At 61.0% G+C, this 22017-nt stretch carries 25 protein-coding genes and 1 pseudogene; 11 read left to right on the top strand and 15 right to left on the bottom strand.

All coding sequences use genetic code 11. From position 1 onward, the window contains the following. The 6 genes and pseudogenes from Q0M35_RS03070 to Q0M35_RS03045 all read left to right on the top strand — a co-directional run. Positions 1-450: pseudogene (locus Q0M35_RS03070) on the top strand (hypothetical protein); the annotation flags it as partial. Positions 451-682: 232 nt separating this feature from the next. Next, positions 683-1765: an ABC transporter ATP-binding protein gene (locus Q0M35_RS03065; RefSeq protein WP_295312058.1), complete on the top strand. Its 1083-nt coding sequence runs from the start codon at positions 683-685 to the stop codon at positions 1763-1765. A gap of 13 nt (positions 1766-1778) precedes the next feature. Next, a complete protein-coding gene (locus tag Q0M35_RS03060) occupies positions 1779-2129 on the top strand; it encodes a Lin0512 family protein (protein ID WP_295312056.1) in 351 nt (116 codons plus the stop codon). Continuing rightward, the gene (locus Q0M35_RS03055) at positions 2122-2484 is read left to right on the top strand and encodes a Lin0512 family protein (RefSeq protein ID WP_295312054.1); all 363 of its coding nucleotides are present in this window, start codon (positions 2122-2124) and stop codon (positions 2482-2484) included. The genes Q0M35_RS03060 and Q0M35_RS03055 overlap by 8 nt, the downstream gene beginning before the upstream one ends. 132 nt (positions 2485-2616) lie before the next feature. Then, entirely contained in the window at positions 2617-2850 is a 234-nt protein-coding gene (locus Q0M35_RS03050; protein WP_295312052.1) for a glycine zipper 2TM domain-containing protein, read from the top strand. A 182-nt stretch (positions 2851-3032) separates the two neighbouring features. After that, positions 3033-3977 (top strand): glutathione S-transferase family protein, encoded by a 945-nt coding sequence (locus Q0M35_RS03045; protein ID WP_295312050.1) that lies wholly within the window; start codon positions 3033-3035, stop codon positions 3975-3977. Positions 3978-4037: 60 nt separating this feature from the next. Here Q0M35_RS03045 and Q0M35_RS03040 read toward each other — a convergent pair whose 3' ends face one another. Together Q0M35_RS03040 and Q0M35_RS03035 are read right to left on the bottom strand one after the other, a co-directional pair. After that, complete coding sequence (locus tag Q0M35_RS03040; protein ID WP_295312049.1) at positions 4038-4703, bottom strand: YafY family protein; 666 nt, start codon at positions 4701-4703, stop codon at positions 4038-4040. Position 4704: 1 nt separating this feature from the next. Next, positions 4705-4986 carry a hypothetical protein gene (locus tag Q0M35_RS03035; protein WP_295312047.1) on the bottom strand — a complete coding sequence of 94 codons (282 nt, stop codon included), beginning with the start codon at positions 4984-4986 and terminating at the stop codon, positions 4705-4707. A gap of 304 nt (positions 4987-5290) precedes the next feature. Between Q0M35_RS03035 and tatA the strand changes: the two genes are divergently transcribed. From tatA to Q0M35_RS03015, 4 genes are read left to right on the top strand one after another with little or no spacing between them, the layout of a single operon-like run. Then, positions 5291-5545 carry a twin-arginine translocase TatA/TatE family subunit gene (gene tatA, locus Q0M35_RS03030; protein ID WP_295312045.1) on the top strand — a complete coding sequence of 85 codons (255 nt, stop codon included), beginning with the start codon at positions 5291-5293 and terminating at the stop codon, positions 5543-5545. Between the two features lie 4 nt (positions 5546-5549). Continuing rightward, positions 5550-5996: a Sec-independent protein translocase protein TatB gene (gene tatB / locus Q0M35_RS03025; protein WP_295312044.1), complete on the top strand. Its 447-nt coding sequence runs from the start codon at positions 5550-5552 to the stop codon at positions 5994-5996. Beyond that, positions 5993-6841, top strand: a complete 849-nt coding sequence (gene tatC, locus Q0M35_RS03020) for a twin-arginine translocase subunit TatC (protein WP_295312042.1) — start codon at positions 5993-5995, stop codon at positions 6839-6841. Before tatB ends, tatC begins: the two co-directional genes overlap by 4 nt. After that, the gene (locus Q0M35_RS03015; protein ID WP_295312041.1) at positions 6838-7683 is read left to right on the top strand and encodes an ATP-binding protein; all 846 of its coding nucleotides are present in this window, start codon (positions 6838-6840) and stop codon (positions 7681-7683) included. Before tatC ends, Q0M35_RS03015 begins: the two co-directional genes overlap by 4 nt. 153 nt (positions 7684-7836) lie before the next feature. Here the strand turns inward: Q0M35_RS03015 and Q0M35_RS03010 are convergent, their stop codons facing one another. From Q0M35_RS03010 to Q0M35_RS02950, 13 genes are all read right to left on the bottom strand, one after another. Beyond that, on the bottom strand, positions 7837-8877 hold the full coding sequence (locus Q0M35_RS03010) for a Hint domain-containing protein (protein WP_295312039.1): 1041 nt from the start codon (positions 8875-8877) through the stop codon (positions 7837-7839). Positions 8878-9026: 149 nt separating this feature from the next. Next, entirely contained in the window at positions 9027-10232 is a 1206-nt protein-coding gene (locus Q0M35_RS03005) for a LysM peptidoglycan-binding domain-containing protein (RefSeq protein ID WP_295312037.1), read from the bottom strand. 71 nt (positions 10233-10303) lie between these two features. Next, on the bottom strand, positions 10304-10933 hold the full coding sequence (locus tag Q0M35_RS03000) for a protein-L-isoaspartate(D-aspartate) O-methyltransferase (protein ID WP_295312059.1): 630 nt from the start codon (positions 10931-10933) through the stop codon (positions 10304-10306). 11 nt (positions 10934-10944) lie between these two features. Continuing rightward, positions 10945-11730: a 5'/3'-nucleotidase SurE gene (gene surE / locus Q0M35_RS02995; protein WP_295312035.1), complete on the bottom strand. Its 786-nt coding sequence runs from the start codon at positions 11728-11730 to the stop codon at positions 10945-10947. Positions 11731-11870: 140 nt separating this feature from the next. Beyond that, positions 11871-12548, bottom strand: coding sequence for an SDR family NAD(P)-dependent oxidoreductase (locus Q0M35_RS02990; RefSeq protein ID WP_295312033.1), 678 nt, complete (start codon positions 12546-12548; stop codon positions 11871-11873). 100 nt (positions 12549-12648) lie between these two features. Next, complete coding sequence (gene purF / locus Q0M35_RS02985) at positions 12649-14133, bottom strand: amidophosphoribosyltransferase (RefSeq protein ID WP_169640110.1); 1485 nt, start codon at positions 14131-14133, stop codon at positions 12649-12651. Positions 14134-14379: 246 nt separating this feature from the next. Beyond that, positions 14380-14934 (bottom strand): CvpA family protein, encoded by a 555-nt coding sequence (locus Q0M35_RS02980; RefSeq protein ID WP_295312031.1) that lies wholly within the window; start codon positions 14932-14934, stop codon positions 14380-14382. A gap of 27 nt (positions 14935-14961) precedes the next feature. Beyond that, entirely contained in the window at positions 14962-16323 is a 1362-nt protein-coding gene (radA, locus tag Q0M35_RS02975; protein ID WP_295312029.1) for a DNA repair protein RadA, read from the bottom strand. A gap of 255 nt (positions 16324-16578) precedes the next feature. After that, positions 16579-17373 (bottom strand): response regulator, encoded by a 795-nt coding sequence (locus Q0M35_RS02970; RefSeq protein ID WP_295312027.1) that lies wholly within the window; start codon positions 17371-17373, stop codon positions 16579-16581. A gap of 143 nt (positions 17374-17516) precedes the next feature. Next, positions 17517-18266, bottom strand: a complete 750-nt coding sequence (locus Q0M35_RS02965; protein ID WP_295312025.1) for an ATP-binding cassette domain-containing protein — start codon at positions 18264-18266, stop codon at positions 17517-17519. Continuing rightward, on the bottom strand, positions 18263-19036 hold the full coding sequence (locus tag Q0M35_RS02960) for an ABC transporter permease (protein ID WP_295312023.1): 774 nt from the start codon (positions 19034-19036) through the stop codon (positions 18263-18265). The genes Q0M35_RS02965 and Q0M35_RS02960 overlap by 4 nt, the downstream gene beginning before the upstream one ends. Next, on the bottom strand, positions 19033-20067 hold the full coding sequence (gene alr / locus Q0M35_RS02955) for an alanine racemase (protein WP_295312021.1): 1035 nt from the start codon (positions 20065-20067) through the stop codon (positions 19033-19035). The genes Q0M35_RS02960 and alr overlap by 4 nt, the downstream gene beginning before the upstream one ends. Before the next feature lie 90 nt (positions 20068-20157). Continuing rightward, positions 20158-20949: a DUF1194 domain-containing protein gene (locus Q0M35_RS02950; protein WP_295312019.1), complete on the bottom strand. Its 792-nt coding sequence runs from the start codon at positions 20947-20949 to the stop codon at positions 20158-20160. 125 nt (positions 20950-21074) lie between these two features. Here Q0M35_RS02950 and Q0M35_RS02945 point away from each other — a divergent pair, with 125 nt between their 5' ends. Further along, the gene (locus tag Q0M35_RS02945; RefSeq protein ID WP_295312017.1) at positions 21075-21746 is read left to right on the top strand and encodes a hypothetical protein; all 672 of its coding nucleotides are present in this window, start codon (positions 21075-21077) and stop codon (positions 21744-21746) included. Positions 21747-22017 lie beyond the last annotated feature (271 nt).

Here is a 22017-nt window from a genome sequence, read left to right as displayed (position 1 = left end):
TGGGCAGAAGCCGCAGATCAGGACCCCCGAGAGCTGGCCTGGATGACCCGCCATGCGCTGCGCACCGCAGTGAAGTCAGGCCATCCCGGTGCGTTGCTGGCGCTTGGGTACCGGCAGGAGGCCCCGGCGGCTGTGACACTTTCCCTCGACGCGGCCACCGTCCCCATCGGCGACGCTCTGGCGTTTTCCTGCGAGATCGCGGTAACGGATGAAATGCCGGTTCTGGTGGATTACCGGATCAGCTTTCATCGGCCCTCGGGCAGAGCGTCGCAGAAGGTGTTCAAGCTCAGACAGGGAACTGCGCGTCCCGGGCAACCTTTCACTGCATCAAAATCCCATGCAATGAAGGGGAATGCGACGACCTTTACGCTGTATCCCGGGCGACATGCGATCGTGCTGCAGGTGAACGGGGTGGACCGTGCTGAGGCGTTCTTTGACCTGACGGAATAGCTTTTGCGCGAGCTGCTGGCGGCGTTGTGGGACCCCGGGCGCCAGCGTGCCCAACCGCGGGACAGCGGCGCATCTTTGCGCAAGGCGGGCCCAGGACCGGGCCGGACACCGGTGCGGGCGCCACATCCGGGCACCTGTCAGGCGGATATCTTTGCAATACTTGCGGGCGGCGGGCAGGGCTGATAGCTCCAACCCGACCCTTTCTGTCGGAATTTCCGGAGCCTGCCCCCACGTGTCCCAGCCGAACCCGAGGCTAGAGATCAGGAACCTGCGCCGCGCCTTTAACGGGCGGGCCGTGGTCGATGACGTGAGCCTGAAGATAATGCCGGGGCAGGTCACCTGCCTGCTGGGCCCGTCGGGCTGTGGCAAATCCACGACGCTGCGCATGATTGCCGGTGTCGAAATGCAGGACAGCGGCGAGATCTGGGTCGATGGCAATCTGATCTGTGACACGGTCTTCCGGGTGCCGCCCGAGCGGCGCGAGATCGGTTTGATGTTTCAGGACTTTGCACTCTTTCCGCACCTCAGTGTCGCGGACAATGTGTCTTTCGGACTTAAAAAGGGTACCCGTGCGGAAAAACGCGCGCGCGTCGAAGAACTGCTGCAGCGGGTTGATCTTCTGCGGTTTATCGACGGCTATCCCCACCAGCTTTCGGGCGGTGAACAGCAGCGCGTGGCGCTGGCGCGTGCTCTGGCACCGCGTCCGCGAATCATGCTTATGGACGAGCCGTTCTCAGGGCTGGACAACCGGTTGCGTGACGGCATCCGGGACGAAACGCTGACGATTCTCAAAGAGCAGGACACGGCGGTTCTTCTGGTCACGCATGAGCCTGAGGAAGCGATGCGCATGGCCGACGAAATCGCACTGATGCGCGACGGCAAAATCGTGCAGCAGGGCGCGCCCTACAATGTTTATACCCGCCCGGTGGACCGTGCCGCGGTGGCATTTTTCTCGGATGCCAACGTGCTGCGTGCCGAGGTGTCGGGCGCACTGGCGCATACCCCCTTTGGCCGGTTTCTGGCCCCGGGTGTGCCGGATGGCACGGCGGTCAACATTGTGTTTCGCCCGCAGCACGTACGGATCGATTTCGATCGGGGCGGGCAGGGACCGAAGCCCACCGCCAGTGACGGCACGGCCGCGCGCGCCATCGTGCAACGGGCGCGGTTTATGGGCAATGAAAGCCTCGTGGAATTCGTGATGGACTACGACGGTTCTGTGCTCCGGGCGACGGTGCCGAATGTGTTTTTGCCGCAACCGGGCACGGTTATGTGGCTGACGATCCGGCGCGACCGGTGTTTTGTTTTTGCGGCCTGAAGGAGCGATGCGCATGCAAAGGTTACTTGTGGAATTCGGTATGGGGACCTCGCTGCGGCGCGGTGACTATACCCAGGCCGCGGTGCGGGGTGTCAAAGACGCGCTCTGGCACAATTCGATCAATCTGGCTGAACTCTTCGGCTTTGAAAAAACCGATATGAAGATCATCGTTGATGTCGGTGTGCAGCAGCCCGAAGCGGTAGATGTGAGCGAGGTCATGGCAGCCTTTCCCTATGGCGATGCCCAGGTGCGCGTGCATCACGGCGGGCTTGATGCGCCGCGGCCGGACGGCGACGGCAATCCCACGATCATGGCAAACGTCGCCCTGACCGTCGGTTTTAATATGGAGAAGGCAGGTGAGTGAGCAGCGTCTGATCATCGAAATGGGCATGGGCAATGATCTGCACGGCCAGAATTACACCAAAGCGGCAAAACGCGCGATCGAGGATGCTTTTCGCCACTCATCGCTGCCGCTTTTCGGAGTGCTGGACCTGCCGCATTCTGAAATGCGGGTGCAGGTGACTGTCGGCGTGCAGGAGCCTGATGCGGTCAATCCGGATGATCTGTTGCCGGTGCTGCCGCGCGGACGTGCAGAGGTGCGGGTCGTGAAAGGCGGGCTGAACGTGCAGACTGCCGACCGGAATGACCCGATTGTGGTGGCCCAGGCCAGCGTTGAGGCATTCCTGCCGCGACAGACCGGCTGGACGCTGAAGTCCTGAAGCGCACCGGCGTAATTCCTCGCAGTGTCACGGGGCTGTGAAGTGGGTCTTGTGCTTGGCTCTGCGGATGAAATAACCTGCAGGCAGGATCGGCGCCGCTCTGGCCCGCCACTATGAAATGAGGACTTAACTATGAAAATTGTGACAACAGCTTCCCTGGTCGCTCTGATCGGTGTGCTTCAGGCCTGTGCACCCGTGACCGCTGAGCAGCAACGCTCACGGAACTGTGCTACGGGTGCTATCGGCGGTGCAATCGCGGGCGGCGTGATCGGCAACCAGATTGGTGGTGGCACAGGCCAGACGATCGCAACTGCCGCAGGTGCTGCCGCAGGTGCCGCAGCAGGCCAGAACGTCGCAGGCTGCTGAGCCGGACGCGGCAGTGACAGGAACGCGGGCGCGGATGCGTCGACCTTACGTTACAATGCTGCTGTTCTGACAGAACCGGAAACGGGCGTGGCTGAGAGATCGCCGCGCCCGTTTCATGCCTGATCCTTTATGAGTGCAGGATCGCGCTCATACCGTGCCCCGTTGAAAAAGGACCCCGGACAATGAGCGCAAGCGCCCCTGAGATTATTCTGCATAATTACCCGCAGTCGCCCGTGGCCGAAAAGGCGCGGATTGCGCTCGGGATCAAAGGGTGCAGTTGGCGCGATGTGGAAATTCCGCGTCTCGCGCCCAAGCCTGATCTCACCAAGCTCTCGGGGGGATACCGCCGCACGCCGGTTATGCAGATTGGTGCCGACATCTACTGTGACAGCCAGTGCATTATCCGCGAACTTGACCGCCGCTTTCCGGAACCCTCATTTTTCCCGACCGCGCAGGCCGGTCTGATGTGGGGGCTCAGCCGCTGGACCGATGGCGCGTTTTTTGACCTCGCGGTGAAAATCGTTCTCGGATCTGCCGGGGATAACCTGCCGCAGGATTTTGCGGCTGACCGGGGCCGGCTCTATCTCGGGCCGGACTGGGCGGCGGGTCTCAAAGCCGCGAATGCAGCATTACCGCATCTTGCCTCTCAGATGCGCGGGCCGCTCGGCTGGTTTAACGAACAACTCAGCGACGGACGCGCATATATGCTCGGTGAGGCCGTCGGCGCTGTGGATGCGCAGATCTATCACGTGATCTGGTTTATCCGCGGCCGATGGGATCAGGGGGCGGCGTTCCTGTCGGAGTTTCCGCATCTTGAGCGCTGGGAGCGTAATGTCGCGGCGATCGGGCACGGGACCGTCAGCCCAATGACACCACAGGAAGCCATCGACATCGCCGCCGCCGCCGACCCTCTCGAAGGCACCGGCGTTGCACCACACGATCCGCAGGGGCTTCGCGAGGGCATGCAGGTCGTGGTGCACCCGGATGTGGACGGGGGTGAGCAGGGGGTGGCCGGCACCGTTGTTACGGCGAACGCAGATACGATTACAGTGCTTCGCGAGGAGCCGGATGTCGGGCGCGTCTGTGTGCACTTCCCGCGCATCGGTTATCGCATCGATATTGCCTGACCCGGTGTTTCTGCCAGCGTCCGGGTCTGCAGGCACGGATTTTTCCCGGCACCAGCCGTCTCAGGGCACATAATCGTCCAGCGTTTTGCCCGGCTCATCCACAAACAGCTCGGGCAGCGCTTCGGCTGTCTGAATGAGATCGACACGAAACACCCGGTGACCCTGGCGCAGTTCGCACCAGGCGGTCAGGGTCCAGACCCGGCCCCAGTATTCCATATGCAACGGGCGCACGACACGCGTGCTCACCACGCTGTCTCTGGACGTATACGTCAGGCGCAGCTTTTGCCGGGCCCGGATGGCCGCCCGCAGCGTCGGCATATGGGCAAAGCCACGCGCCGCGTCTGCAAAGGGATAAACCGCGAACTTCCAGGCATCCGCCTGAGAGATTACCTGTGCGGGCAGCACGGCATCCACTTTATCGGCAAGGCTCAGCGCAGCGGCCTTCAGATCAGGATCAGCCGCTTCGCCGACAATCGCCATACCGAGGTTCAGCGCTTCAAGTTCGGCTGCCGTCAGGTTCAGGGGCGGAAGAGTGATGGCGGCGGTGATCATATAGCCCACACCACGTTCGCCCTCGACCGGCACGCCGGAGGCCGTCAGCGTGTCCATATCGCGGTAGATGGTCCGGACGGAAACTCCGAGACGACCGGCGATGTCCTGCGCGCGGTGCAGTTTACCGTCGCGCAGGATCCCGATGATGTCGAAGAGGCGGTCCGTGCGGGACATGTTACGCCATTCTCAGGGTGCGCCGCGCGGGCGCGTGGCGCATCACCACTGTATCGCCGTCGATCTGCTGGGCAAAGGGGGCGGCTGCCGGCCCCTGCGTGATCCTTGCGGCGCCGGTAATCTGCACTGAGGTCCGGATTACAGGACCGGTCCGGAGGCCGGTCTCCCAGACACTCAGAGTTCGTACCGGAGCGTCGCCTTTTTTCTGCATCAGCGGGGCCAGTTTGTTTGCCGCTGCGACGAAAGCCTCGGTGCCGGCATCTGAGTTGTGCGGGACGGTCATGCTTTCCGCGACAGGGGTGTCGCTTGCTCCCCGCGCGGTGTCAGCGCCTGCGCATGGAAAAACGATGTGCCTTGGTTTTAAACCGCGCAACTTCAGTCCTTTCGGTTGCGTCTGACGCGCTTCAGACGAAGTACAACTGACATAAACCTGTCAGTTGAGTTTTGCGAGCCCTAAAATCTGCACCTTGTCACCCGGTTTTCGGCCCGCGGCGAGGTTTTGAGGCTTCATCCGCCGCGCACCATTGCGTACACACATCCCCGACAGGTCCGCGGCGCGCGGACACAGACCATTCTGGAGATTACTCATGTTGAACAATATCGGCCTTCCCGGCCTGCTGCTGATCGCTGTTGTCGTGCTGGTCCTTTTCGGACGCGGCAAAATCTCGAGCCTGATGGGGGAAGTGGGCAAAGGCATCACATCCTTTAAAAAAGGCATCAACGAGGGCCAGGACGAGATCAGAAACGCCTCTGAGGAAGACGCCAAAGACATTACGCCCCAGCGCACAGATGCAGGCACCCACCCGGCCACCGATCTGAAGACCGAAAAAGACAAGGTCTGACGTCATGTTCGATCTTGGCTGGACGGAGATGCTGGTTATCGGCATCGTCGCGCTTATCGTTATCGGTCCCAAGGACCTGCCGGTCATGTTCCGCACCCTCGGACAGTTTGTCGGCAAGGCCAAGGGAATGGCGCGCGAATTCAGCCGGGCAATGAATGACGCCGCAGATGATGCGGGCGTGAAGGACATCTCCAAAGGACTGCGCGCGGCGACCAACCCCGTAAATTCTGCGATGGACGGGGTCAAAAAGGCCGCAAGCGATCTGGGCAGTTTTGACCCGGACAGCGAGACCGGCAAACTGGCAGCGGAACGCGCAGAGCAGACCAAAAAGATACAGGCGGCCACCGCGCGCGCCGCCGCAGACCGCAAAGTGCGCGAAGCCGAAGAGGCGCAGGCTAAAGCCGCCGAACTTGAAGCCGCTGCGGCACCGGAGCAGAAGAGCGAAACATGAGCGCATCGGATGACCTTGAAGACAGCGCCGCCCCGCTGATCGAACACCTGGCGGAACTACGCACGCGGCTGATCCGGTCGGTTATTGCTTTTCTGGTGGGCATGATCATCTGCTTTACTGTCGCCACGCCGATCTTCAACTTTCTGACCGATCCGCTTTGCACGGTGCTGGCTCAGCGCGGGCAGGACTGCGATCTGATTTTTATCAGTCCTCAGGAGGGCTTCTTCGTTGCAATTAAAGTATCACTTCTGGGCGGGCTGATGCTCTCTTTTCCGGTGATCGCGCATCAGATGTGGCGTTTCGTGGCGCCAGGGCTCTACCGCAACGAAAAGGGCGCCTTTCTGCCCTTTCTGATCTCCTCGCCGGTAATGTTCCTGCTTGGCGCATCCTTTGCGTTTTATGTTGTGACACCGCTGGCCTATGACTTCTTTCTGGGGTTCCAGCAGTTCGGAGCCGAAGGCGAGGCGCTGCCGGGAGACCCTGCCACCAATCCGGGTCTGAGCGTTGTCTTTCAGGGCTCCGCTCAGGAATACCTGAACCTCACGATCAAATTCATCGTCGCATTCGGCATGTGCTTTCAGCTTCCGGTTCTGCTGACACTGATGGGCAAGGCGGGACTTGTGAGTGCCGAAGGTCTTGGAAACGTGCGCAAATATGCCGTGGTTGCCATTCTGGTGCTTGCCGCTCTTGTGACCCCGCCAGACGTTATTACTCAGGTGATCCTGTTTGTGGTGGTTTACGGGCTTTATGAGGTATCGATTTTCCTCGTGCGCCGGGTGGAAACCAAGCGCGAGGCCAAACTTCGCGCAGAAGGGTATTACGACGACGAGGATGATCTGACGTGATTGATGATCCGATGGACCGGATCGCCGCCGCGCTGGAGCGGATGGCGCCGGCACCTCTTGCAGCCCCTGACTTCTCATCAGCGTCCGCTTTTGTCTGGCATGTTGGTCCTGACCGGCTTGAGCCGGTGGCGCAGGTGTCCCGCATCGATATTGACCTGCTCGTTGGTGTCGACCGGTCGCGCGATACGCTGCTCGGTAACACACGCCGCTTTGCCCGTGGATTGCCGGCAAACAACGCCCTCTTGTGGGGTGCGCGTGGGATGGGAAAATCAAGTCTTGTTAAAGCAATACACGGCACGGTTCATGCGGAACATAAAGATCTGCGCATTGTGGAACTGCACCGCGAGGACCTGCCCTCTGTGGGGCGCTTGCTGAGCCTGCTGCGTAATGCGCCCTACCGGTTTGTGCTGTTCTGCGACGACCTGAGTTTCGGCCATGATGATGCGCATTACAAAAGCCTCAAGGCTGTTCTGGACGGGGGTATCGAGGGGCGCCCCGATAACGTGGTTCTCTATGCCACGTCTAACCGCCGCCATCTTATGCCGCGGGATATGATTGAGAATGAACGGGGCAGTGCGATTAACCCGTCAGAGGCTGTGGAAGAAAAAGTTTCTTTGTCAGACAGGTTTGGCCTCTGGCTCGGCTTCCACTCTTGTGATCAGGAACAGTATCTGGCGATGATCCGGGGCTATTGCGACGCCTGGGATGTCGATATCGATGACGCGACCCTGCATGCCGAAGCCATTGAGTGGCAGGCGACCCGCGGCGCACGATCGGGACGCGTGGCCTGGCAGTACTTCACCGATCTTGCCGGACGTCAGGGCGTGAAAATCAGCAGCTGACGCGACCCGGGAACGGGATGATCTGTGCGCTGTGATCTTCGGGAAAGTTGCGGGTCTGCAGCAGCAGAAGCAATTTCGTGCACACACCGTTTTCTTCACTTCCCAGCGAAAAATAAGCAGAAACTGAGGTCCGGGGGATGGAGCTTTGAGGTTTCATAGGGGCAGACATCCGGCCTCGAACCGGCGCAGACAGCGCGCGGCTTTGGGACCGTATCCTTTCAGGTCGGGGAACAGGGTTTCGATCTCGGCGCGTGCCACCGGGTTGACCATCTGGCGGGTCATATCGCCGGGATAAAGACTTTCGGACCACTGGCCTGCGGTGCGCACCAGCTGATGGGCGTCAAAAAGGATGTGGCAATAGGTAACGATCCCTCCGGGGCGGCGGTAAACGCCGTCATGGCCAAGCAGATCAATGGCACGTACCAGCACGCCGGTCTCGCCATAGAGCAGCTCTGCACGCCAGTCTTCGACGAGAAGCGCGTGCTGCGCAGAGACCACAAGGTCGGTTTCATTGTCGAGAACGCCGGCGGAGATGACGACGGGGGCCGCGTCAGCAAGTGCGGGCACAGTCGTCGCACCTGTCCAGACCAGCGGCTGAAGACCGGCATCACGCGTCATGACCAGATCGCCGGCGGCAAGGCTCTCAACCGGGCGCGGTCCGCTGTATGTGTCAACGAGGGTGCCGGCGGCAAAACATACGAGTGTGGCCCCAAGATCAAGATGCGGGGTGGAGACATCATCCTCGACCACACCACCGACGCTCAGGCTCGTGTTGGCCGGGGGCATCCCGTCAGGGAAAACCAGGAAATACCCGTCTTCGCCTGCATCCTGGAGATCATTGTCGTTGTTGAGATCCACATCGATGACACCGATGCGCCATGTGTTTGTTCCGTCACTGACCGTGAAGGTGTAATCCCAGATCAGCTGCTGATCTGATCCGTTGATTTCGACGCTCTGAGACTGACCTTTTCCGAGCCGGTTATTCTGGGCGATCTCTTCGTCGCGCTTGTCGCCCTCGAATTCGGCATTGGACTGATTGCGCTCTTCCACAACGAACATCGTGGTCGTGCCGCCATAAGACCAGGAGCCCGTGGGCACACTGTCGTAGTCAATGGGCGCGCCGCTGCCATCGGTGGACTGCGTCCCCAGTATGGCAAAGTTGTATTTGTAAAACGCCGGCATGGCACCGCCCAATCGCAGAAGTTCTCTGTGACTGTTTCTGAAGCGGAAACAGGGCAGGGCGATGGCGGCGGACAGGAGAAAAGTGACCTGTCCAGGGCAATTTCAGGGAATTCCGGGAGCTTTCGCGACCACAGGTTGAAACCCTGTTGCCGGGAGCCGGTCTATTTCAGATAGAGCATCGGATCCACGCGCTCCAGACCACCTTCAATGACTTCGAAATGCAGATAGGCATTTTCGTCATCACTCAGTTTGCCGATGGTCTGTCCCCGGGTGACGCGGTCGCCTTTTTTCACCGTGTAATCAACGACGTTGACATAGGCGGTCAGCAGCTGTGGTTCGTGGCGCAGCACGATGATCGGCACGCCGTCGGTGTCCACGAGAATGGAGCCGACGACCCCGCCTTCTGCGGCTTTCACGGCGGTGCCGGGGGCGGCCTGGATATTGATGCCGGGGTTTTTGTCTTTGGAGAATCCGCGAATGATCGTGCCTTTGACGGGAAAGAGCATACGCGCTTCATCCGTGCTGATTGTCTGCTCGCCCACGTCCACTTTGGGGGCGGCGGCTACAGGTGCCGCTGAAGCTGCAGGCGGCAATGGTTTGGCGGCACTCGGCGGTGTTGGTGTGGGGGAGCCCTCGCCGGGGCGGGTGACGGCGGCGGCAGCACTTGCCGGTGGTGCCTGGCGCGCGACCGGGATCAGCAGGTACTGACCTTCGCGGATTGCGAAATCAGGCCCGAGCCCGTTCCACTCGGCCAGCGATTTTACCGGCACCTGGTAAAGGCGCGAGATTGTGAAAGCGGTCTCTCCGCGCTCGACTTTGTGGCGGACAGGCTCTTTGCCGGATGGGACGGGTGTTGCGGCCGTCCCCGAAGCAGGAGGCAGTGCGGCCGTCTGCACGCCACCCGAACCAGCATTGCCCGCCGGTGCACGGTTGATCGCGTCACCCGCAAGTGTGCCGATATCCACGGCACCGGCCTGAGTTGCACCCGCGGTGCCCGGAGAAGAGGACAGCACAGCCACACGGGTCGGCAGGGCGATCACCTCACCCTGTCGCAGGGGCACATCGCGTGAGATGCCGTTATAGCTCGCAAGTTGCGAGGCATCGACGCCCAACCGGCTGGCGATATCGTTGATCGTGTCATCGCGGGACGCCACGGCAACCTGATAGTTGGGGTAGGAGATCACACCACGCGCATCGGGGGCCGGGCGTGAAGCAGTCTGCACGTCGGCGGCGGCTTCTGCGGTGCTGGTCTGGCCGAGCCCGCCCCGCATGTCATAATCGATCTGGTCGCAGGCTGTGAGCAGCACAAGAGCGGTGGTGGCTGTGATCGCAAGGCGCGCCCGGCGGCGCGGTATCGGTCGGGTCATCTGCTTGTCCTCAAAGTGGCCGTTCAGGCACCTGCCGGTTAGCCCGGCTGTTCTGGTGCCCTTATAGCAGCTTATGTGTCCTTGCCCAAGCCTTCGAGCAGCGGAACAAAGCGAACCTCGCGCAACTCGTCATACTCAACGCCGGTTTCCGTCTTTTTCACCACAATCAGGTGCTGCACGGCGTCCGACTGACCCACTGGCACAACCATGATACCGCCCGGTTTAAGCTGATCCATCAGGGTACCGGGGGGGTCTTCGGCGGCGGCGGTAACGAGAATACGGTCAAAGGGCGCCTGGTCGGGCAGGCCAAAGCTGCCGTCTGCAGTGATGGCAGTGATATTGGTCAGGTTCATTTCATCGAAAAGCACACGTGCTTCGCGCACCAGACGGCTGTGGCGATCCACGGTATAGACGCGGCGTGCCAGCCGGCTGAGGACTGCGGCCTGGTAGCCGGAGCCGGTACCGACCTCAAGCACCTTATCGCGCGGACTGACCTTAAGCGCCTGGGTCATCAGACCCACGACTGAAGGCTGGCTGATGGTCTGGCCGCATGCGATGGGCAGCGGCATATCTTCATAGGCACGGGCTGAAAATATACCGCGGATAAACGGACCCCGGTCGATCGTTTCCATCGCCTGAAGCACGCGTTTGTCGGTCACACCCTTGGAGCGCAGTGCATAAAGAAACTGCATTTTGCGCATGGCTTCATCGGTCACGTGGCGATGCCTTTCAGATCCTCCATGACGTCATGCGCTGTAAGATCTGCCCGCATCGGCGTCACGGACACGTAGCCGTCAAGGTTATCGGCTGCATCAGAGCCGGGGGCGGTCGAGATCTGCTGATTGCCGCCGCGGATCCACAGAAACCGCCGGCCAGAAGGCGACAGGTGCGGCTCGGTTGAAAACACGGTGCCCTCGCGCATGCCCTGAACGGAGAGGCGGATACCTTTAACATCGGCGGCGGGCACGGGTGGGAAGTTCACGTTATAAAAAAGCCGGTAGCCGCCGGTTTCATCCGGGGTCTGCGCGAGGATCCGGCGGACGACTTCGGCACCATGGCTCGCGGCCGCCTCGAAAGGGTTGTCTGTCTTATTGTTGGCGGGTCCGTAATACTGCGACAGGGCGATCGCCGGCAGCCCCTGGAGCGCCGCTTCCATCGCACCGCCGATTGTCCCGGAATAAAGCGTGTTTTCCGCAGAATTGTTGCCCCGGTTCACGCCTGAGAGCACCAGATCGGGGGGGGTATCTTTCATCACATCGTGCAGACCGGCCAGTACGCAATCGGCGGGTGAGCCTTCGGCGGCAAAGCTGAGCGGGCCCATCTCCGCGATCATCATCGGATGGGTATAACTGATGCAGTGGGCGACACCGGATTGCTCGAACGCCGGTGCCACAGTCCAGACCTCGCCGTCCGGGCCTGCAATCTCTGCCGCGATCTGTGACAGGATCTTCAGACCCGGGGCGTTTATCCCGTCGTCATTGGTAATGAGAATGCGCATGAGGCTCCCTTTTGGCACTTGATAGGCGAGGGTGCCGGGGGCGGCAAGCAGGGCCGCCAGGTGAGCGCGGTATTTATCACACCTGTTGCGGCATCGCCCGATTAACGGACCAGGCCCGGAGGGCGCGCAGGTGCTGATTTTCAGCCGGAAGGAACCCCGCCCTGCGCTTGGCCTGCAGCCTCGCCCATAAGGGCGAGCAGGCGGGTGGCTTCAGTCTTCGGGTCGCTCAGGGCGCTGCGGTCCTCTCCCGGGTGAAAACGTGCGCGGGTGGCCGTAGGCATCGGTGCGGGTGTCAGGATTTGCACATGCGGCCCGATCCTCGCGGTTTCGGCCTGCCAGCTGCGCGCAAGAGCGATCTGCGCCGCCTTGCTGGCGCCATAGCTTCCGAAAAACTTCTCGCCGCCGCGCGGGTCATCAAAGAAAACGGCCGTGCCGGCCTGTCCGAGCAGGGGGGCCACGCAGGTAATCAGCATGGCAGTTGCGGTGATGTTGCCGTTGACCGACTTTGCAAGATCCTTGCTGTCCACATGATCTGCGGGTGCCAGCGGGGCGGCATGCACGGCCGTATGAAGCCACAGATCGAGACTGCCCCAGCGGTCAAAGATCCCACGGCAGAGCGTGGCCATTGCGTCGGCGTTCGTGATATCCATCGGCGCCAGCGTGGCGCTACCGCCTTTTGACTGAATGCGGTCGTCCAGCTCTTCCAGCGCGCCGGTGGTTCTGGCCACGGCGATGATGTGGTGGGTGCCGGCCAGTGCTTCGGCAAGGGCGGCGCCAAGCCCGCGGGAGGCGCCGGTGATGAGAGCGGTTTTTGTCACGTGGGGTCTTTCGGGGCAGAAGATGGGCCGGAAGTGCGGGTTGCAGATCAGCAGGGTCGGGCGCAATGCGTCGGTGCTGAACATTGCACCGCATCGTATGTTATTCGGCGGCAGGTTTCATTTCAAAACCACTCTCGATCTGGTCGGAGGGTTCCACGGGATATTCGCCGGAGAAACAGGCGTCGCAATACTGCGGTTGTTTGTCATTGCGGCCCTGCGCTTCGCCGACCGCCCGGTAAAGGCCGTCGAGCGAGATAAACCGCAGGCTGTCCACCTGCAGATGATCGCGCATTTCTTCTTCGGACATGGTTGCGGCCAGCAGTTTTTCGCGCTGTGGCGTGTCGACGCCGTAAAAACAGGGCCAGGCCGTGGGCGGGGAGGCAATCCGGAAATGCACCTCGGCCGCCCCCGCATCAAGAATCATCTCTTTGATCTTGCGGCTGGTGGTGCCGCGTACCACCGAGTCGTCCACGAGGATCACTCGTTTACCTTCGATCAGCGCGCGATTGACGTTGAGTTTGAGGCGCACGCCCATATTCCGGATCTGTTCGGTGGGCTCGATGAAGGTGCGGCCCATGTACTGGTTGCGGATGATGCCCATCGCATATGGGATGCCGGATGCGAGGCTGTAGCCGATGGCTGCCGGCGTGCCTGAATCCGGCACGGGGCAGACCAGATCTGCATCTACCGGCGCCTCGGCGGCAAGTTCACGCCCGATGGCTTCGCGGGTTTCATAAACTGAACGCCCGCCAAGAATGCTGTCGGGGCGCGAGAAATAGACGTGTTCAAAAATACAGAAACGGGGTTTACGCGGGCGGAACGGGAAGTGAGACTCCACCCCTTTGTCAGTGATTACAACCATCTCGCCGGGGGCGATTTCGCGAATGAAGGTCGCGCCGATGATATCCAGCGCACAGGTTTCGGAGCTCAGTACCCAGCCGTCGCCGACCTGGCCCAGAACCAGCGGGCGCACGCCCAGCGGGTCGCGCACGCCGATGAGTTTAGTGCGTGTCATGGCGACGATGGAAAAGGCTCCTTCGACCCGGCGCAGCGCGTCTTCCATACGTTCGGGGATGGTACGCTGCAGCGAACGCGCCATCAGATGTATGATGCATTCGCTGTCCGACGAGCTCTGGAAAATCGAGCCGCGTTCGATGAGTTCGCGGCGCAACGCGTTGGCATTTGTGATATTGCCGTTATGCGCGATTGCGGCGCCGCCCATGGCAAACTCGCCGAAAAACGGCTGCACATCACGGATCGCCGTCTGGCCTTTTGAGCCGGTCGTGGAATAGCGCACGTGGCCGATGGCCAGCGGTCCCTGAAGCGTTTCCATGACCGACTGACTGGTGAAATTGTCGCGCACATAGCCAAAACGCCGGGCAGACTGAAACCCGTGTTCGGGGTGGTGGCTGACGATACCGCCGGCTTCCTGACCGCGATGCTGGAGAGCATGCAGGCCGAGCGCCACAAAATTTGCAGCCTCGTCAACGCCGATGACGCCGAAGATACCGCACTCCTCTTTAAGTTTGTCGCCGTCGTCCATATCCCGCAGATAAGACGTGTCGAAAGGATGGGCGGGGGGCATGATCCTGGACAAGGGGCAGCTCCGAATCCGTTGCGCTTCGCCCCTATGTAGGTCGTCCGGGCAGGGGTGTCACGAAAGTATCGCAAAGCGGTGCCCGAATGTCGTCGCGTCGCACCTGTTTTCAGCAGATATGACACGCCGGTTCAGTGCAGACCGGCGCGCCGTTACGGGCAATGGCCGCATGACGGCGCAGCAGGGACGGGCAGAGAGATGTGTTGCGGGCGCCGGAGCGGCGGTTGTTGCCTGTCAGGAGCCGCAGGCGCCAACCAGGCTTTCGTATTGCTGCGTGATCCAGCCAAGCGCCTGTTCCGGCTCGGAGTTCTCGATCTGATCGGCCATCTGGGCAAAGACCACCGCAGAGCGGCTTTCGTCCACGACCGAATATGTCTCGCCCGTGACCACGGTTTCATAAACAAAGAACGCCACTGCAACCAGCAGCACGCCCCGGATCACGCCGAAAAGAAAACCAAGTCCCTGATCCACGCCGCCGATTGCAGAGCGTTGTATGACGGATGAAAACAGCGGTGTAAAAAGCGATACGACGATCAGGGCGACGGCAAATACCGCAGCGAACGCGCCAATGACCGATAATTCGCAGCTGTCGGCGAGAAACTCACCCACGACAGGCAGTTCGCGGACCAGCGGTTCGACCTGTGGCGCAAACATGAAGCCGAGAATTGCCGCCGCGATCCAGCCGACGATTGCCATCAGTTCGCGCACGAGACCGCGCCCATAGGCCAGCAGCGCCGAAACGACGATGACCAGCGCCACAGCGCCATCAATAATCGTGAAACCTTCCATAGCCTTAACAGCCTTTCATTTGCCCGTTCAGCCTGCGCCGAATATCTCGCCTACAAAACCTGTTAGATCAGACATGGTGTTCAAGGCAATGCCATTCACACCAACTGATTTGCCACCTGTTGCAGCGATGGCGCGACTGAACCCCAGTTTCTGGGCCTCTTTAAGGCGTAATTCGGTCTGTGTTGCGGGTCGCAATGCGCCCGAGAGGCTGATTTCGCCAAAAACCACGGTATCCGCTGGCAGAGCGGCATCCTCGCGCGCACTGAGAAGAGCGGCGGCAACGGCGAGGTCGGCGGCCGGTTCCGAGACCTTGAGACCTCCGGCCACATTGAGATAAACGTCTAGGCCCGCAAAGGGGATGCCGCATCGCGCCTCAAGCACCGCTAATATCATCGCGAGCCGCCCGCCGTCCCAGCCGACAACCGTGCGGCGGGCCTGAGAATGCGGTGATGGAGCGACAAGGGCCTGAAATTCAACAAGAACCGGGCGCGTTCCTTCGACGCCGGCAAATACCACAGATCCCGGGCTCGGCGTGCCGCGCTCGCTGAGGAAGAGTGCCGAGGGGTTGCCGACCTCCGCCAGACCGGTGCCGGTCATCTCAAAGACGCCGATCTCATCGGCAGGGCCAAAGCGGTTTTTCACGGCGCGCAGGATACGGAACTGATGCCCGCGCTCACCTTCGAAATAGAGCACCGTATCGACCATATGCTCGACCACGCGGGGGCCTGCGATCTGTCCCTCTTTTGTAACATGGCCGACCAGAACAACGCTGAGCCCGCGGCGTTTGGCAAAAGTGGTGAGCTCATGGGCAGCCGCGCGGACCTGGCTCACAGAGCCCGGGGCGCTTTCGACATTGTCGGCCCACATGGTCTGGATGGAATCGATAATCGCAAGCTGCGGTTTTTCGCTCTCCAGCGTGGTCAGGATATCGCGAAGGCTGGTTTCAGCTGCGAGTTTCACCGGCGCGTCGGCAAGACCGAGGCGCCTTGCACGCATACGGACCTGGGCCGAGGCCTCCTCGCCGGAGACGTAAATGGTTTTCAGCCCGCTGCGGGCAAACTGTGCTGCGGCCTGAAGCAGCAGTGTTGATTTGCCGATGCCCGGGTCACCCCCGACCAGAATGGCCGAAGCGGCGACAAGCCCGCCACCAAGTACCCGGTCCAGTTCGGTGATGCCTGAGTTCGTACGCGGCGGCGGTGCCTCTTCGGTGGACAGGTCGGTGAGTTCTATCGCTGCACCGCGTTTGCCGCCAAGGGATTTCGCAGGGCCCTTGGAGATGCCTGCGTCCTGAGAGATCGTATTCCACTCGCCACAGGACTCGCACCGTCCGGCCCATTTGGTCGTGACATTGCCGCAGGCGGAGCAGGAAAAGGAAGGGGATTTTGCCATGGGCTTTACATGGCCCGAACCTGCGACCGGGTCAAACGTCAAATCGGTGTCGTGGCGTCTCGGGGAGTGCCACGCAACACAGGCGGCCTGTTTGCGGGAGCAACATGCGACAACTAAGGTCAGCGCGCGGAGATAAACGCTTATGCCGGACCAAACGCAGAGAACAGAGTGCCCCGGCCGGGCTCGCGCTGCGAGGCCGAAAGAGCGCGCGCCGGTCTGTGTGAACACAACGATGAACCGATGGCAGGGGCCCGTTTACTTTCTGGGAAAGAGCGACGGGCGGGCAGGGCGCTTGACGCGCACAGGTGCGACAGGAACTGAGGACTGCTCTTTTGGCTGGTCTTCGGAATAGCGGACGACATCCTTTGCTGCGCCACCTGCTATGTCACGAAGCTTTTTGTCCTGCGCAAGCGATTCCAGATCCTGAAAGAACTCCTCCATGCGCGCGCAGGTGCTTTCGATCTCTGCAATGCTGTGCCCGGCGCCCATCTTGTCTGCGGTCTCTTTCACCTGTCGAACCTGCCGGACCATGCGGACGAGCATCGGACGCATCTCTTCGCTGCAGGCGCGGGAAAACGATTGCAGTACCGCCTCTACCGAACGGGTCTCGGAATTGGCACTTTCAACCTCGCGGTTGAGGTGAGATTTCTGCAGCGCATTGACGGTCGCCCGTTCAAGAGCCGCAGCGGTCAGGGCGTCTTTGCCGATGTAATCTGCAAACCCTTTGCGCAGTGCCTCAAGGGCGACTTCGGCCTTGTCATTGCCGGAGATCATGATCATCGCGGCGTTCTTGTTGATATGGTGCGTACGGGCACCAGAGATCAGGTTCATCCCGTTGGCGCCGGCCAGATCCAGATCAACGAAAACCACGTCGAATTTGTCCTGATCAAGCAGCCGGCCGAATTCCTCGGCCGTCCCTGCCTCGCGAATGAAAAAGTCCAGTCCCGTCTGATCGGCCAGCCGCGTAATACGACGCCGGTCAAAGGCATTATCATCAACGATCAGCGCGCTGATCAGTCCGGGATTGGTCTGCAGAGCAGGTTGTGCCACAGGTTGTCTCCATGCCGTTCAGTTTCGGTGCGATACCGGCATAGCCCGGGCAGGCCTAACGATGTGTTAGTTTTTACGACCATCATGCAACGGTTTTTTACAACGATTTCATTAAATTCGCCGGGATCTGGCAGGGAGAAGGCTCAGCGCACGGATTCGATAGGTCCTTCGGCACGGCCATGTACAAATTGTTCCAGGTAGGGGTTGCCGGAGCTGTCCATGTCAGCCACGGGCCCCGTCCACTGGATGACCCCGTCGTGCAGCATGGCAATATTATCGGCGATTGCGCGCACCGAGGTCATGTCATGGGTGATGGTCATGGCCGTCGCGCCCATTTCAACGACAATCTCGCGGATGAGATCATTGATCACGCCTGACATGATCGGATCAAGCCCGGTGGTGGGCTCGTCAAAGAAGATAATCTCGGGTTCGGCTGCGATGGCGCGGGCGAGGCCCACACGTTTCTGCATGCCGCCTGAAAGCTCAGCGGGCAGCCGGTCAGCCACATCCGGTTTCAGACCCACGCGGCGCAGCTTTTCAATGGCAATGTCGCGCGCCTCTTCTTTGGGGCGCTTGAGGGATCCGCGCAGCAGGCGGAATGCGACGTTCTGCCAGACCGGCAGGCTGTCAAAGAGCGCGGCCCCCTGAAAGAGCATGCCGAAGCGGGCGAGAAAGGCGTCCCGGTCAGTGGTGTCTGCGGCATCCTTACCATCGACGTAAATGGTGCCTTCGTCCTGTGTCACAAGGCCAAGCACGCATTTGATTGCGATCGATTTGCCTGTGCCTGATCCGCCGATGATCACCATGGATGTGCCTTTTGGCACGTCGAGGTTCAGACCGCGCAGAACATGGTTTGAGCCAAAGGATTTGTGGATGTTTTCCATTTTGATCATAGCGAGAAAAACACCCCCGTAAGCACAAAATTGGCCGCCAGGATCAGGATCGCGGCCCCCTCCACGGCGGTCTTGGTCGCGCGCCCCACGCCCATGGCTCCGCGCCCGGAGTTCATCCCGTGGAAACAGCCCATGAGAGCTGCGGCAAAACCAAACACCGCGCCCTTGGTCAGCGAGGAAATGACGTCAAGCGGCTCAAGGAAGTTGACCGTGTTGCGAATATAGGCCGCGGGGTTGAAGCCGAGCGTTCCGGTGGCGACGGCATAGCCGCCAAAGATACCGATGATGTCACCCACACCCACCAGCAGCGGCACGACGAGCGTTGCGGCAAGCACACGCGGCACCGTGAGGTATTTCATCGGGTGGGTGGAGAGCGTCACGAGAGCGTCGATCTGTTCGGTCACCTTCATCGTCGCAATCTCGGCGGCAATTGAGGAGGTCACGCGCGCTGCGATCATCAGGCCCACGAGCACAGGGCCAAGCTCGCGCACCATGCCGACGGCCACGATCTGCGGCACCACGGCCTCGGCATTGAAACGCGAGCCGCCGGCATAGATCTGCAACGCCAGCGCGCCGCCTGTGAACACCGCCGTGAGCCCGACCACAGGCAGCGACAGCCAGCCGATGTTCAGCAGGGCCGAGGCAAATTCCCGCCCGTAAAAAGGCGGGCGGACCACATGGCTGATCGCGTCGATGCCATAAAGCGCGATACGGCCAATGGCGGCCAGCAGCCCCAGAACGGTGCGGCCCAGAAGTGCTATGGGTTTCATCGGGTGTATTCGCGGCGGTAGCGCGCCCCCAGAGAGGTCAGGATTTCGTAGCCCAGGGTATCGGCGAAACCTGCGACGGTGTCGATGGACTGGTGCCGCCCGATGAGTTGCAGGCTGTCGGGCTCAGTGGCCAGCCCCGTGACATCGACACCGATAAGGTCCATGGAGATGCGCCCGACCACCGGCACCGACGAGCTGCCCGCATGCAGGGTCGCTTTTGCGCCCATCGCACGCATCAATCCGTCTGCATAGCCTGCGGAGATCGTGGCGATGCGGCCCGGGCTGCGGGCTGTCCATGTATTTGCATAGCCCACAGTTTCGCCGGGGCTCACATCACGCACCTGAATAACCGGTACATCAAGACGAACGACCGGGCGGGCATCGACAAACGGCATGCCGCCATAAAGGCCGATACCGGGGCGCGTGAGATCGAAATGATAATCCGCACCCATCAGGATGCCGCCTGTTGCACTGAGCGAGCGCGGCACTTCCAGACCGTCGGTCATTTCGTGAAAGCGTAAAAGCTGGCGGGCGTTCATCCCGTGATCGGGCTCGTCGGCGCAGGCCAGATGGGACATGACCAGCGTCGGATTCTGGGGCAGGGCTATATCGCGGATCGCGGCCCATTCGGCACCCTCCATGCCCAGGCGGTTCATGCCGGTATCAAGCTGAATACCAAAGCTGTGGCCGGGCAGGCTTTCCACATGGCGCAGCATCTGATCGACCGAGTTGAGAACCGGCACCAGCCCTGCGCCCCGGATGAGCTCTGTATCGCCGGCCATATGCCCGGAAAAGACGCTGATGCGCGGGGCGGGACCGAGGGCTTTGCGCAAGAGCACGCCCTCTTCGGCCACAGCGACAAAGAAGTGGCGCGCGCCGGCGCCTGCGAGTGCGCGCGCGACCTCGACGACGCCGAGCCCGTAGGCGTCGGCCTTGACGCAGGCGGCGGTCTCACAATTTGTGCGTGCATCAAGATCGCGCCAGTTGGAGACGATCGCGCCAAGGTCTACGGTAAGGACAGCGGTACTCATGGGCGTGTTCTTGACGGGTTGAGCGCAGAGGTCAAGAGGCGGATCGCCTGCCGGACCGGATGGCGCAGGGCGGCCCCTGGCAGAGGCGGCTCACGGAATGACAAGCCAGGGGCGGTTCTCTTCCCACATTTTCTCGCCAACGAGGCAGTCATAGGGCGACAGCGCGGAGAGCCGGGCCGGCATAATCTGTGCCGTGATGCCGGCGATTTCCAGCACAAGCTTGCGGCGTATCGCATCGGCGAACTGATCCCAGCTCAGGACGGGAATGACAAAAGCGCCCGGGCCGCCGATGACGCAGTTCTGGTAGTAGATGTCGAGATCGGGAATGCCCCACATCGCACTCAGCGCGTCCTGGGTCATCAGCGGCAGACCATTGATGATAAAGCCCTCCGCGAGGGCCTTGTCGCGCGCCAGGTGAACAGGGCGTCCCTGATTGTTGGGCCCGTCGCCCGAGATATCGATGACCCTGCGCAAACCTGCGAACCCGTTCCCGGCGAAATCGCCGGTGGCATAGAGCAGAGCACCCGAGATGGAGGTGCGCCGCAGTCCCTCAAATTCGGTGGCGAGGATCGCATTGGCAATGGCGCGCGCATCCTGTGGCGTGGCGATCAGCGTCCAGGGCACCAGTACACGCTGATTGTATTCACCTGCCCATTCCACATAGGTAACCGCGATACGACCCAGCAGACCGCCGTTGATGGCAGCCTGCACCTCGGGACTGGTAAGGGCCGCAGCATAGCCCCGACGCTGGATTTCCAGTTCTTCGGGCGACATGGAGCGCGAGACATCGACGGCCAGAAAGAGCTCGACATCCACCTCGGTATCCTGCGCGGCCAGCGGGCCGGTCAGGCACATGATCAGTAGTAAAAGGAGCGTGCGCATGCCCTATAGCGCCAGAGGGGTGCGGTTCTGTCCAGTCACATTCAGGTGCAGAGGGCGGGCGAGCGGCATTGACTTTGGTTTCAGCGCGTTGTCTGGCTGAAATGTGAGCAAAAGGGATCCGCGCTATGGAAGCAGAAGCCGCACTGGCGCCCGAACAGGTTATTCTGATGCGCGCTATCCTGGCCTTTGCGGCAGCTGTGGCCGTCTGGGTGATCCGGGAAATTTATCTGGGATGGAAGGCCACGCGCGATGCCAGGGCAAAACGTAACAACCTCGTGCGTGCACTCTATGCTGAAATAGACTTCAACACCCGTGACATGGAATGGTTTCTGTCGAAATCTCCCGGTGAGCCGCAACTGCGCGATAAGATGACAGCCAATCCGTCGCTGGTGCCGCATATCACCGATGCCCGGCACACAGAAATTTACCGCACGCGCCTCGCGGAACTGCATGGCGTCACCGATCCCATTCTCAGCCGGATGGTGCATTTCTATGGCATGCTGGAAAAGATCAAAGTGCAGATCGACGGCGTTAATTACCCCAGTTATCAGACGCTGAGCGTCGAAGGCAGGCTGAACGGTGTGATGGTCATCGTGCGTACATCGCGCATGGCGCATCGCTATGGCTCGGAGCTCCTGAGCCAGATGGAGCAGGATTTTCCGGCGCTGTCGCTCAGCCGGTTCGACCGCGGCGACGATGGCAGCCAGCCCAGCCGGATTGAAATCCGGGCGGGTAAGTTCGCGGACCCGGAGGCGGTGTCCGGGGAAAGTGCCGCTGTGTCCGGTACTAAAAACTGACGCCCACCGGGAGGGTGGGCGCTTCAGGTTTTCGGAGTGTCAGATATCATTCATCAGATGATGATCGGATCGGGTCCTGTCATATTCACCTCTCATTGCCCGGCAATGCCGATGCTCAGATTATAGGCTGTCCAGCGCAGGCGGCAATCTCAAATCACCGCACGTTCTGCAAACAGTCTGTTTCACGGGTCTGCTGCTCTTCAGACAGCCCCGTCTTATCCGAAAGGGTTCTGCCTGCACGATATATAGCGGTCTGAGCCCTTAAAATCAA

It is taken from the genome of Roseobacter sp. (assembly GCF_024639605.1).
GTDB lineage: Bacteria > Pseudomonadota > Alphaproteobacteria > Rhodobacterales > Rhodobacteraceae > Roseobacter.
The sequence above is the reverse complement of the archived record's forward strand: the minus strand, read 5'-3'. Positions and strand labels throughout refer to the sequence as shown.